Origin of the sequence: Buttiauxella sp. B2 (genome assembly GCF_006376615.1) — a bacterium.
Taxonomy (GTDB): Bacteria; Pseudomonadota; Gammaproteobacteria; order Enterobacterales; family Enterobacteriaceae; genus Buttiauxella.
Genome location: NZ_VEXQ01000017.1, coordinates 16295 through 28116, shown reverse-complemented (window position 1 = coordinate 28116; position 11822 = coordinate 16295). Strand labels below are relative to the sequence as shown.

The window sequence follows — 11822 nt, the reverse complement described above, 5'->3', positions numbered from 1 at the left end:
TTCGCCATGACTATAACTCCTCAACAATTGATCGCGCTGCTACCGCTGCTCGTCGTCGGATTGACGGTGGTGGTTGTGATGCTCTCCATAGCGTGGCGACGCGACCATTTTGTCAATGCAACACTGGCTGTTGTCGGCCTTAACGCCGCGCTGGTTTCACTTTGGTTTGTCGGCCAGGTTGGCGCCATGGATGTCACGCCGCTGATGCGCGTTGATGGCTATGCGATGCTCTATACCGGGCTGGTTCTGCTGGCAAGCCTCGCGACCTGTACGTTTGCTTATCCGTGGCTGCAGGGTTACACCGACAACCGCGAAGAGTTTTACCTGCTGGTGCTGATTGCGGCACTGGGTGGTATTCTGCTGGCAAACGCCAACCACCTGGCAGCATTGTTCCTTGGTATTGAGCTGATTTCTCTGCCGTTATTCGGTTTGATTGGTTACGCTTTCCGTCAGAAACGATCTCTGGAAGCCAGTATCAAATACACTATTCTGTCTGCCGCAGCATCTTCATTCTTGCTGTTCGGTATGGCGCTGGTGTATGCAGAATCTGGCGACCTGTCGTTTGTTAGCCTCGGCAAGAGTCTGGCAGACAACATGCTGCACGAGCCGTTGCTGCTGGCAGGTCTGGGTCTGATGATTGTTGGCCTCGGCTTTAAACTGTCATTGGTTCCGTTCCACCTTTGGACGCCAGATGTTTACCAGGGTGCTCCGGCTCCGGTTTCCACTTTCCTGGCAACCGCCAGCAAAATCGCCATCTTTGGTGTGGTGATGCGTTTGTTCCTCTATGCGCCAGTCGGCGATAGCGAAGCCGTTCGCGTAGTGCTGGGCATTATCGCTTTCCTCTCCATCATCTTCGGTAACCTGATGGCGTTGAGCCAGACCAACATCAAGCGTCTGCTTGGTTACTCGTCTATCTCACACCTCGGTTATTTGCTGGTGGCTTTGATTGCGCTGCAAAGCGGCGATATGTCGATGGAATCCGTTGGCGTGTATCTGGCCGGTTATCTGTTCAGCAGCCTGGGTGCGTTTGGCGTGGTTAGCCTAATGTCCAGCCCATACCGTGGCCCGGATGCAGATTCTCTGTATTCTTACCGTGGTCTGTTCTGGCACAAGCCGATTCTGTCTGCCGTTATGACGGTGATGATGTTGTCACTGGCCGGTATCCCAATGACGTTGGGCTTCATCGGTAAGTTCTACATCATTGCAGTTGGTGTTCAGTCTCACCTGTGGTGGCTGACCGGTGCTGTGGTATTGGGTAGTGCGATTGGTCTTTACTACTACCTGCGAGTGACAGTCAGTTTGTACCTGAACGCTCCGCAACAGCCTAACCGTGATGCACCAACTAACTGGGCATTCACCGCTGGCGGCGTTGTCGTACTGATCTCCGCTGTGCTGGTTCTGCTGCTGGGTGTTTACCCTCAACCGCTCATCACTTTGGTGCGAATGGCAACACCGATGATGTAAACACATCATCATTAAGCAAAAAGGCTACCTAATCGGGTAGCCTTTTTAGTTTCTAAGGCTTGCTACACTTAGATGTGAAGATTCTAAAGGGGGCAAGTTATGAGCGACAAAATTCCAATCGGCATCAGTGCTTGCTTACTCGGCGAAAATGTCCGTTTTGATGGTGGGCATAAACGGTTGGCGTTTGCAGTAAATGAACTGGCTCCCTGGGTTCACTTTGAGCCGATTTGTCCTGAAATGGCGATTGGTTTACCCACACCAAGGCCCGCACTGCGTCTTGTTAAACTCGATGACGGCGAAATTGCACTGCGCTATAGCAACCACCATGAGGGTGATTTAACGCAGGACATGCAGCAGTTTTCCTCACGTCGTGTTGCTGGGCTTGAACACCTTTGTGGCTATATTGTTTGTGCCAAATCGCCGAGTTGCGGCATGGAACGAGTCCGGGTTTACGAAGCAAAAGGAAGCAATAACCGTAAAAGCGGCACTGGGATATTTACCGCTGAATTGAAGCGCCAGTTGCCGTGGTTGCCCGTCGAAGAGGACGGACGTTTGTACGATCCTGCAATTCGCGAGAATTTTGTTGAGAGAATTTATACGCTTTATGAACTCAATAAATTGCGCCAATCCGGCCTGACAAGAGGCGGGCTTATCAGTTTCCACAGCCGTTACAAATTATTGTTATTGGCACATTCGCAGCCGCAGTATCGGGAATTAGGCCGTTTCGTAGCAGATGTCGAAGAATGGAACTCACTGGATGACTTTTTCGTTGCATACCGCTTGCGGCTCATGTCTTTGCTTGAACACCAGGCCACGCGTCGCAATCACACCAACGTGTTGATGCACGTGCAAGGATACTTCCGCCGCCAGCTTAATACTCGCCAGCGGCAGGAGCTGTCGGGGCTTATCGACAAGTATCGTCAGGGCACTCAACCTTTACTGGCTCCCATCACCTTGTTAAAACATTATATGGCAGAATATCCTGACGCTTATCTGGCACAGCAGCGCTACTTTGAGCCTTATCCCGAAGCGTTGCGTTTGCGTTACGGCAATTAATTATGGAGTGGTATGGCCACGCATTTAGTCTGGTTTCGCAATGATTTACGGGCCAATGACAACCTGGCGCTGGCTGCAGCGTGTCGTGACCCTGAAGCCAAAGTTATTGGTCTTTACATCGTAACCCCACAACAATGGCGGCAGCATGGCATGTCTGCACGTCAGGCAGAATTTATCTGGCAGCATTTGCAAAGCCTGCATAGCGCACTCGCGTTGCGGGGCATTGAGCTGTTCATTCCGCAAGTTGATGACTTTGATGACACTGTCAAATACCTGAAAATCTTCTGTGAAAAGCAGTGCGTTGATGCGCTGTTTTACAACTATCAATACGAACTTAACGAACGTCAGCGTGATGCAGCCGTAGAAAGTTCGTTGGTTTACGAAGTGGTTTGTCAGGGTTTTGATGACAGTGTTTTGTTGCCGCCGGGAAGCGTAATCACCGGTAACCACGAAATGTACAAAGTGTTTACGCCGTTTAGCAAAGCGTTTATCAAACGGCTTCGCGAAGGCTTGCCTGAATGCGTTGCGCCACCCAAAGCGCGAGAAGTCACACTTTTTGACTCAGAAAATATCAGCGAATTTGATTATCCCCGCCAGCCGGTAGATCTAAATTTATTCCCCATTGGTGAGCAGCAGGCAATTAAGCAATTGCGCCAATTTTGTCGCCAGGCCGTGGTGGAATATGAGCAGCAGCGTGATTTCCCCGCAGTTGACGGCACAAGCCGCCTATCGGCTTATCTTGCAATCGGTGTGCTGTCGCCGCGTCAGTGCTTACATCGTTTACTAAAAGAACATCCACAGGCTCTGGATGGTGGCAAGGGTGCAGTCTGGTTAAACGAGCTTATCTGGCGTGAATTTTACCGCCATTTGCTGGTGGCTTACCCGAAACTTTGCCGCCATCAACCGTTTATCCCTTGGACAGATAACGTCATCTGGCGACAAGATGAACAGCAGTTTATTGCCTGGCAACAAGGCCAAACCGGTTTTCCGATTGTGGATGCGGCGATGCGCCAGCTACACACCACCGGCTGGATGCACAACCGCCTACGCATGGTAGTGGCTAGTTTTTTGGTCAAGGACTTATTGATCGACTGGCGGCAGGGTGAACGCTATTTTATGTCACAACTGATTGATGGCGACCTGGCCGCAAACAATGGCGGATGGCAGTGGGCGGCTTCAACAGGCACCGATGCCGCACCTTATTTTCGTATCTTCAACCCGACGACTCAGGGCGAACGGTTTGATGGAAAAGGGGAGTTTATACGCCAGTGGTTGCCAGAACTGGCCGTTGTACCTGATAAATACATTCAAACCCCGTGGGTTTGGGCTGAAAAACAGCAACTGACACTGGACTATCCGCAGCCAATTGTTGACCATAAACAAGCACGTATCGCGACACTCGCCGCTTATGAAGTGGCCCGTAAACCTGAAGAGAATGAACATGAAAAATAGCGAGCTGGAACGCCTGATTAACGAGAAACTTAACAGCGCCGCGATCAGCGACTATGCGCCAAATGGTTTGCAGGTTGAAGGGCGCGAGGATATCCGCAAAATCGTTACGGGGGTTACGGCAAGCCAGGCATTGATTGACGAAGCTGTGCTCCAGCAAGCGGATGCGGTGATTGTTCACCACGGTTATTTTTGGAAAGGTGAATCTCAGGTAATTCGCGGCATGAAGCGCAACCGTCTGAAAGCGCTACTCAGCAACGATATCAATTTGTTTGGCTGGCATTTACCGCTCGATGCACATCCACAGCTTGGCAATAACGCGCAACTTGGTGCGTTGCTGGGGATTGAAACCAAAGGTGAAATTGAACCTCTGGTGCTGTGGGGCGAGTTCCCAACGCCGCTTTCAGGTGTAGAGCTGGCTTCATGGATTGAGATGCGTCTTGGCCGTACACCGTTGTGGTGTGGTGATACTGGCCCTGAACAGATTCGTCGTGTGGCCTGGTGTACTGGTGGTGGACAAAGCTTTATTGATAGCGCAGCGCGTTTTGGTGTTGATGCGTTCATTACCGGCGAAGTCTCAGAACAAACCATACATTCTGCCCGCGAACAAGGCCTGCATTTTTATGCCGCAGGGCATCACGCCACCGAACGTGGTGGCATTCAGGCGTTGAGTGATTGGTTGAACAGCGAAACGGATTTAGATGTGACTTTTATCGATATTCCGAACCCGGCATAACCTAAGAGCGAGGAGTAAAAGTGCAAAGAGCGCGGTGTTATCTGTTAGGTGAAAGCGCAGTGGTTCTTGAACTGGAACCACCTTTATCGTTGGAAAGCCAGCAGCGGATTTGGGGGCTAACTCAACGGCTGTTGGACTCGACTTCTGTTGCGGAGGTGATTCCGGGAATGAATAACATCACCGTGGTTTTGCGCGAGCCGCAGAATCTGGCGTTGGATGGAATCGAATTGATTCAGCGCTGGTGGGAGGAGAGTGAGGCCATCATTCCTGAGTCCCGCCGCATTGAGATTCCGGTCATTTATGGTGGTAGCTTCGGGCCGGATTTATTGGAAGTTGCTGAGCATTGCGGCTTATCGGCAAATCAGGTGGTGGAGCAACACACCTCGGTTGATTACGTGGTTTACTTCCTCGGATTCCAGCCGGGTTTTGCTTATCTTGGAGGGCTTGCCCCCGCGCTTGCCACGCCGCGCCGCGCAGAGCCTCGGTTACTGGTTCCGGCAGGCTCAGTGGGTATCGGCGGTACCCAGACAGGCATTTATCCTCTGGAAACCCCTGGCGGCTGGCAACTTATCGGTCAGACCTCCGTGAAGTTATTCAATCCAACAGATGAAATGCCAACATTATTGACGCCGGGTGATACCGTCCGTTTTGTGCCTCAAAAGGAGGGCGTGTGCTGAAAATTATTCGTGCCGGGATGCACATGTCAGTGCAGGATACTGGGCGTTATGGCTACCGGCAGTTGGGCGTTAGCCGTTGTGGTGCGCTTGATGCACCCGCTTTGCAAACTGCCAATCTGCTAGTGGGAAATGCTCCTGATAGCGCCGCGTTAGAAATCACGTTGGGTCATTGTGTGGTGGAATTTACCCAAGACGGCTGGTTTGCATTAACAGGAGCGGGCTGTCACGCCGAGCTGGATGGGCGCGCAGTCTGGACTGGCTGGAGATTGCCGGTGAAAGCGGGGCAGAAACTGCAGCTTAAATCGCCCGACCGCGGTATGCGCAGTTACCTTGCCGTCGCGGGTGGGTTAGATGTTCCTGAAGTAATGGGTTCGTATAGTACCGATTTAAAAGCACAGGTTGGTGGGCTTGAAGGGCGTTTAGTTAAAGATGGTGATGAAATTCCTCTACTGCCTACTACACGACGTTTCCGTGAAGCGCGTGGTGTGAAGCAGTTGTTGTGGGGAAATCGTATACGTGCACTCGCAGGCCCTGAATATCACGAGTTTACCCATACTTCACAAGAAGCATTTTGGCGCTTGCCATGGCAGTTAAGCCCGCAAAGTAACCGCATGGGTTACCGCTTGCAGGGGCAACGGCTGGAGCGCACCACAGACCGCGAATTGTTATCGCATGGATTGCTGCCAGGTGTGGTGCAGGTGCCGCACAATGGGCAACCCATCGTGTTGATGAATGATGCCCAGACCACCGGTGGGTATCCAAGAATCGCCTGTGTTATCGAAGCTGATATGTTTAACCTGGCGCAGTTACGCCTCGGGGAACCGATACATTTCGTGCAGTGCACACTGGAAGAAGCGCTTAAAGCACGTCGAGAGCAACAAATTTATCTCGAACAACTGGCCTGGCGGCTTAATAACGAAGATTGATTTTCAGGGGGGAAATGATGCCAGAAGAACCCGAAATTAGGCGAGCGGCACGATTGAAAAAACGATGCTCTCATCACGGTCTTTTACTGGTGTCCGTGCTGGCAGTTTTGACCATAAAAAAACGCGCCTTTGAGCGCGTTTTTGTTTCCAGCATCGAACTTATTTCTTCAAATCAGATTTGAAATCACGCTGTTCGTAGCCAGTGTACAACTGACGTGGACGGGCAATTTTGATGCCGTCGTCGTGCATTTCGTTCCAGTGTGCAATCCAACCAACGGTACGCGCCATCGCGAAGATAACGGTAAACATGGAAGAAGGAATACCCATCGCTTTCAGAATGATACCGGAGTAGAAGTCCACGTTCGGATAGAGTTTCTTCTCGATGAAGTATGGGTCGTTGAGCGCAATGTGCTCAAGTTCCATCGCCACTTCCAGCAGACTGTTATCTTTCAGGTTCAGCTCTTTCAGCACTTCATGGCAGGTTTCACGCATTACAGTGGCACGCGGATCGTAATTTTTGTATACGCGATGGCCAAAGCCCATCAGGCGGAAAGAGTCATTCTTGTCTTTCGCACGACGGATGAATTCCGGAATGTGTTCAACGCTGCTGATTTCTTCCAGCATCTTCAGTGCGGCTTCGTTAGCACCACCGTGTGCAGGTCCCCAAAGGGATGCGATACCGGCTGCGATACAAGCGAATGGGTTAGCACCAGAAGAACCTGCGGTACGTACAGTTGAGGTTGAAGCGTTTTGCTCGTGGTCTGCGTGCAGGATCAGAATACGGTCCATTGCACGTTCCAGAATCGGGTTAACTTCGTATTTCTCACACGGAGTGGAGAACATCATGTTCAGGAAGTTACCTGAGTAGGACAGATCGTTGCGCGGATAAACAAAAGGCTGACCAATGGAATACTTGTAACACATCGCGGCCATGGTAGGCATTTTGGACAGCAGACGGAACGCTGCAATCTCACGATGGCGCGGGTTATTCACGTCCATGGAGTCATGATAAAACGCCGCCAGCGCACCGGTCACGCCGCACATTACAGCCATCGGGTGGGAGTCACGACGGAAACCGTGGAACAAACGGGTAATTTGCTCGTGGATCATGGTGTGACGGGTGACGGTAGTTTTGAATTCTTCGTATTGTGCCTGAGTCGGTTTTTCGCCGTTTAGCAGGATGTAACAGACTTCGAGATAATTGGAGTGGGTCGCCAGCTGATCGATTGGGAAACCACGGTGCAACAAGATGCCTTCATCACCGTCGATAAAGGTGATTTTTGATTCACATGATGCCGTTGAGGTGAAACCCGGATCAAAAGTAAACACCCCTTTAGAACCAAGACTACGGATATCAATTACATCCTGGCCTAGCGTGCCTTTTAGCACATCCAGTTCCAGAGCATCATCACCATTGTAGGTGAGAGTTGCTTTTTTATCAGACATTTACGGTCTCCTTAGCGCCTTATTCATAAGACTGCCGGATACCTGATTTGCATACAAACCAACCGTGACCGTTACCAGTTTTTTATTTGGCTCGCTGCTCTGTTTTGATTATGCAAAAGCCGGGGTACAGAGCGATGGGCGCTTGCAGGTAACTTATGCCACGCAGGCGAAAAATCAACAAATCAGGGTGTTAGCAGTCCATATCATTCAAACCTGTGTACCACTAATAACTGTCCTAATTAACCGGGTCAATACCGACACACTGTTACATAACTTATTCTCAGGTGAAAGGCTGACCCTATAACTTTTGCGAATTATACGGCTTTTCTGGTTTCGTTTGTAACAATAATGTTTAACTTTTGTCAAATCAGATGATTAAAATTTAAAGTAATGTTGTTATCGTGATCCTGCTCACTGTTCCGAGCAAAACCCTTCAAACTATATGTAGGTTAATTGTAATGAATTTGTGAAGCGCCTATACTGCCGCCAGGTCTCCGGAATACCCTGCCACCGGGAGCCACCCAGCGTTGTAGCCAGTCTTTTGGCATCTGGATGTAGCTGTTTTTGCATGACGCACAGTTATAGAAAGTTCACGCTGTCTGACCCCGCCTGCAGACCCGGAGGAAGGAAACTATAAGAACAGCATGTGGGCGCTATTCATGATAAAAAATGCGAAAAAACAAAGACCTGTAAACCTCGATTTAACAACAATGAGGTTCCCCGTCACTGCAATTGCTTCCATCCTCCATCGTGTATCCGGCGTGATCACCTTTGTGGCTGTTGGCATCCTACTTTGGTTGTTGGGTCAATCACTCTCATCCCCAGAAGGCTTCCTCGTTGCTTCATCAATAATGAGCGGCTTCTTTGTTAAATTCATTATGTGGGGCATCCTCACCGCGCTGGCATATCACGTTGTTGTGGGTATTCGCCACATCATGATGGACAGCGGTTTGTTGGAAGAAACCCTGATAGCGGGCAAACGATCCGCGATGATTTCATTTGCTATTACTGTCGTGCTTTCAATTCTCGCAGGAGTCCTCGTATGGTAAGCAATGCCTCCGCATTAGGGCGCAATGGCGTGCATGACTACTTGCTAGTTCGTGCCTCCGCCATCGTAATTACCCTGTACATCATCTATATGATTGGGTTCTTCGCCACTTCTGGCGTTTTAACCTATGAGGTCTGGAGTGGCTTCTTTGCCTCAGCCTTCACCAAAGTATTCACCCTGCTGACATTGTTCTCGATTTTGATCCATGCCTGGATTGGCATGTGGCAGGTGTTGACCGACTACGTTAAACCAGTGGCGATTCGCCTTGGGCTGCAACTTCTGATTGTTGTTGCATTGCTGGTTTACGTCATTTATGGATTCGTCGTGGTGTGGGGTGTGTAATGAGTTTACCAGTCAGAGAGTTTGATGCAGTTGTCATCGGTGCTGGTGGTGCAGGTATGCGCGCCGCACTGCAAATTTCACAAGGTGGCCAGACTTGCGCCTTGCTGTCTAAAGTTTTCCCAACCCGTTCCCATACTGTGTCTGCGCAGGGTGGTATTACTGTAGCGCTAGGTAATACCCACGAAGACAACTGGGAATGGCATATGTATGACACGGTAAAAGGTTCCGACTATATCGGTGACCAGGACGCCATTGAATATATGTGTAAAACCGGCCCGGAAGCGATTCTGGAACTGGAGCATATGGGGCTGCCGTTCTCCCGTCTTGATGATGGCACTATTTACCAGCGTCCGTTTGGCGGCCAGTCGAAGAACTTCGGTGGCGAGCAAGCGGCACGTACTGCGGCAGCTGCTGACCGTACCGGTCACGCCCTGTTGCACACCCTTTATCAACAAAACCTGAAAAACAAAACCACGATTTTCTCTGAGTGGTACGCGCTCGATCTGGTTAAAAACGATGATGGCGCAGTGGTCGGTTGTACCGCGCTGTGTATCGAAACCGGTGAAGTGGTGTACTTCAAAGCGAAAGCGACCATTCTGGCTACTGGCGGTGCAGGCCGTATTTATCAGTCCACCACTAACGCCCACATTAATACCGGCGACGGTGTTGGCATGGCGCTGCGTGCCGGTGTTCCGGTGCAGGACATGGAGATGTGGCAGTTCCACCCAACCGGCATCGCTGGTGCGGGTGTACTGGTAACAGAAGGTTGTCGTGGTGAAGGTGGTTATCTGCTGAACAAACACGGCGAGCGTTTCATGGAGCGCTATGCGCCAAACGCGAAAGACCTGGCGGGCCGTGATGTAGTTGCACGTTCCATCATGATTGAAATCCGTGAAGGCCGTGGTTGCGATGGCCCATGGGGCCCGCATGTTAAGCTGAAACTCGACCATCTGGGCAAAGAAGTTCTTGAATCCCGTCTGCCGGGTATCCTCGAGCTGTCTCGTACCTTTGCTCACGCCGACCCAATTAAAGAGCCGATTCCCGTTATCCCAACTTGCCACTATATGATGGGCGGGATCCCGACCAAAGTAACCGGCCAGGCACTGACGGTGAACGAGCAGGGCGAAGATGTGGTGATTCCTGGTCTGTTTGCGGTAGGTGAAATTGCCTGCGTATCCGTTCACGGTGCAAACCGTCTGGGCGGCAACTCGCTGTTGGACCTGGTGGTCTTTGGTCGCGCTGCGGGTCTGCATCTGCTGGAGTCAATTACCGAGCAGGGCGAACTGCGTGACGCGAGCGAAGACAACATCAACGCCGCTCTGGAGCGAATGAATCGCTGGAATGGTAACCGTAATGGTGAAGACCCAGTACAAATCCGCAAAGCGCTTCAGGAATGCATGCAGCATAACTTCTCGGTATTCCGTGAAGGTGAAGCCATGGCGGAAGGCCTTGAGCAACTGAAACAAATCCGCGAACGCCTGAAAAATGCCCGTCTGGATGATACTTCAAGCGAGTTCAACACCCAGCGTGTTGAGTGCCTGGAGCTTGATAACTTGATGGAAACCGCTTTTGCTACTGCTGTTTCCGCTAACTTCCGCACCGAAAGCCGTGGCGCGCATAGCCGCTTCGACTATCCGGACCGTGACGATGCAAACTGGTTGTGCCACAGCCTGTATCTGCCTGAGTCGGAAAGCATGACTCGCCGTGAGGTGAACATGCAGCCGAAACTGCGTCCGGCATTCCCGCCGAAAGTGCGTACTTATTAATAGCGGAGCAAAGTGATGAAACTCGAATTCTCTATTTATCGCTACAACCCGGATGTTGACGATGCTCCGCGTATGCAGGAGTACACCCTGGAAGGGGAAGAAGGGCGCGACATGATGTTGCTAGACGCGCTGATGCAACTGAAAGAAAAAGATCCGACGCTCTCGTTTCGTCGTTCCTGCCGTGAAGGGGTTTGTGGCTCCGATGGTGTGAACATGAACGGTAAAAACGGCCTGGCTTGTATCACACCAATCTCGGCGTTGGGTAATGGAAAGCAGAAGATTGTTATCCGTCCGCTACCTGGATTACCGGTTGTACGCGATCTGGTGGTGGACATGGGGCAATTCTATGCTCAATATGAGAAGATTAAACCTTACCTGTTGAATAATGGGCAAAATCCGCCGGCTCGCGAACATTTACAAATGCCCGAGCAGCGTGAAAAACTGGATGGTCTGTACGAGTGTATTCTTTGCGCTTGTTGCTCGACTTCCTGTCCATCATTCTGGTGGAACCCGGATAAGTTTATCGGCCCGGCAGGTCTACTGGCTGCGTACCGTTTCTTGATTGACAGCCGTGATACTGAAACCGCCAGTCGTCTTGACGGTATCAGTGATGCTTTCAGTGTATTCCGCTGTCACAGCATTATGAATTGCGTCAGTGTTTGTCCTAAGGGGCTAAACCCGACGAAAGCCATCGGTCACATTAAGTCGATGCTGCTGCAAAAGAGTGCCTAATGTTGTTCCCCTTCTCTATATAAGAGAGGGGGAATTGCAGGAAACCTTTAAAAACTGCCCTATACCATCTTGTATAGCGACAGTTTTTAAAGGTTCCTTCGCGGGCCGCCTGAAAAGGTAAATGGCTCGTAGTTGTGAACCCCGGTAATGCGTACCATACGTGTACGCAATAGTTATTCA

At 50.9% G+C, this 11822-nt stretch carries 12 protein-coding genes; 11 read left to right on the top strand and 1 reads right to left on the bottom strand.

Annotated features, from left to right (window positions below; translation table 11 throughout):
• Positions 1-6: 6 nt before the first annotated feature.
• The 7 genes from nuoN (at position 7) to FH968_RS23675 (ending at position 6490) form a co-directional block, all read left to right on the top strand.
• On the top strand, positions 7-1464 hold the full coding sequence (gene nuoN / locus FH968_RS17185; RefSeq protein WP_139881786.1) for an NADH-quinone oxidoreductase subunit NuoN: 1458 nt from the start codon (positions 7-9) through the stop codon (positions 1462-1464).
• Positions 1465-1563: 99 nt separating this feature from the next.
• Positions 1564-2520 (top strand): DUF523 and DUF1722 domain-containing protein, encoded by a 957-nt coding sequence (locus FH968_RS17180; protein WP_139881783.1) that lies wholly within the window; start codon positions 1564-1566, stop codon positions 2518-2520.
• Positions 2521-2532: 12 nt separating this feature from the next.
• A complete protein-coding gene (gene phrB, locus FH968_RS17175; protein ID WP_139881779.1) occupies positions 2533-3972 on the top strand; it encodes a deoxyribodipyrimidine photo-lyase in 1440 nt (479 codons plus the stop codon).
• Positions 3962-4705 carry a type 2 GTP cyclohydrolase I gene (locus FH968_RS17170; RefSeq protein ID WP_139881777.1) on the top strand — a complete coding sequence of 248 codons (744 nt, stop codon included), beginning with the start codon at positions 3962-3964 and terminating at the stop codon, positions 4703-4705. Before phrB ends, FH968_RS17170 begins: the two co-directional genes overlap by 11 nt.
• A 20-nt stretch (positions 4706-4725) precedes the next feature.
• On the top strand, positions 4726-5382 hold the full coding sequence (pxpB, locus tag FH968_RS17165) for a 5-oxoprolinase subunit PxpB (protein WP_139881774.1): 657 nt from the start codon (positions 4726-4728) through the stop codon (positions 5380-5382).
• A complete protein-coding gene (gene pxpC / locus FH968_RS17160) occupies positions 5376-6308 on the top strand; it encodes a 5-oxoprolinase subunit PxpC (protein WP_139881772.1) in 933 nt (310 codons plus the stop codon). The genes pxpB and pxpC overlap by 7 nt, the downstream gene beginning before the upstream one ends.
• 14 nt (positions 6309-6322) lie before the next feature.
• Positions 6323-6490, top strand: a complete 168-nt coding sequence (locus FH968_RS23675; RefSeq protein WP_189389178.1) for a hypothetical protein — start codon at positions 6323-6325, stop codon at positions 6488-6490.
• On the opposite strand, the gene FH968_RS17155 is transcribed toward FH968_RS23675, so the two are convergent.
• Complete coding sequence (locus FH968_RS17155; RefSeq protein WP_139881770.1) at positions 6468-7754, bottom strand: citrate synthase; 1287 nt, start codon at positions 7752-7754, stop codon at positions 6468-6470. The genes FH968_RS23675 and FH968_RS17155 overlap by 23 nt on opposite strands.
• A gap of 644 nt (positions 7755-8398) precedes the next feature.
• On the opposite strand from FH968_RS17155, the gene sdhC reads away from it, so the two are divergent.
• From sdhC to FH968_RS17135, 4 genes are read left to right on the top strand one after another with little or no spacing between them, the layout of a single operon-like run.
• A complete protein-coding gene (sdhC, locus tag FH968_RS17150; protein ID WP_189389175.1) occupies positions 8399-8803 on the top strand; it encodes a succinate dehydrogenase cytochrome b556 subunit in 405 nt (134 codons plus the stop codon).
• Positions 8797-9144, top strand: coding sequence for a succinate dehydrogenase membrane anchor subunit (gene sdhD, locus FH968_RS17145; RefSeq protein ID WP_139881766.1), 348 nt, complete (start codon positions 8797-8799; stop codon positions 9142-9144). The genes sdhC and sdhD overlap by 7 nt, the downstream gene beginning before the upstream one ends.
• Positions 9144-10910: a succinate dehydrogenase flavoprotein subunit gene (gene sdhA, locus FH968_RS17140; RefSeq protein WP_139881764.1), complete on the top strand. Its 1767-nt coding sequence runs from the start codon at positions 9144-9146 to the stop codon at positions 10908-10910. The genes sdhD and sdhA overlap by 1 nt, the downstream gene beginning before the upstream one ends.
• A 15-nt stretch (positions 10911-10925) precedes the next feature.
• Entirely contained in the window at positions 10926-11642 is a 717-nt protein-coding gene (locus FH968_RS17135; RefSeq protein WP_139881761.1) for a succinate dehydrogenase iron-sulfur subunit, read from the top strand.
• Positions 11643-11822: the final 180 nt, after the last annotated feature.

Coding starts and splice junctions, on each gene's coding strand:
- nuoN (WP_139881786.1), top strand. CDS start 7: ATGACTATAACTCCTCAACAATTGATCGCGCTGCTACCGCTGCTCGTC.
- FH968_RS17180 (WP_139881783.1), top strand. CDS start 1,564: ATGAGCGACAAAATTCCAATCGGCATCAGTGCTTGCTTACTCGGCGAA.
- phrB (WP_139881779.1), top strand. CDS start 2,533: ATGGCCACGCATTTAGTCTGGTTTCGCAATGATTTACGGGCCAATGAC.
- FH968_RS17170 (WP_139881777.1), top strand. CDS start 3,962: ATGAAAAATAGCGAGCTGGAACGCCTGATTAACGAGAAACTTAACAGC.
- FH968_RS23675 (WP_189389178.1), top strand. CDS start 6,323: ATGATGCCAGAAGAACCCGAAATTAGGCGAGCGGCACGATTGAAAAAA.
- FH968_RS17155 (WP_139881770.1), bottom strand. CDS start 7,754: ATGTCTGATAAAAAAGCAACTCTCACCTACAATGGTGATGATGCTCTG.
- sdhC (WP_189389175.1), top strand. CDS start 8,399: ATGTGGGCGCTATTCATGATAAAAAATGCGAAAAAACAAAGACCTGTA.
- sdhD (WP_139881766.1), top strand. CDS start 8,797: ATGGTAAGCAATGCCTCCGCATTAGGGCGCAATGGCGTGCATGACTAC.
- sdhA (WP_139881764.1), top strand. CDS start 9,144: ATGAGTTTACCAGTCAGAGAGTTTGATGCAGTTGTCATCGGTGCTGGT.
- FH968_RS17135 (WP_139881761.1), top strand. CDS start 10,926: ATGAAACTCGAATTCTCTATTTATCGCTACAACCCGGATGTTGACGAT.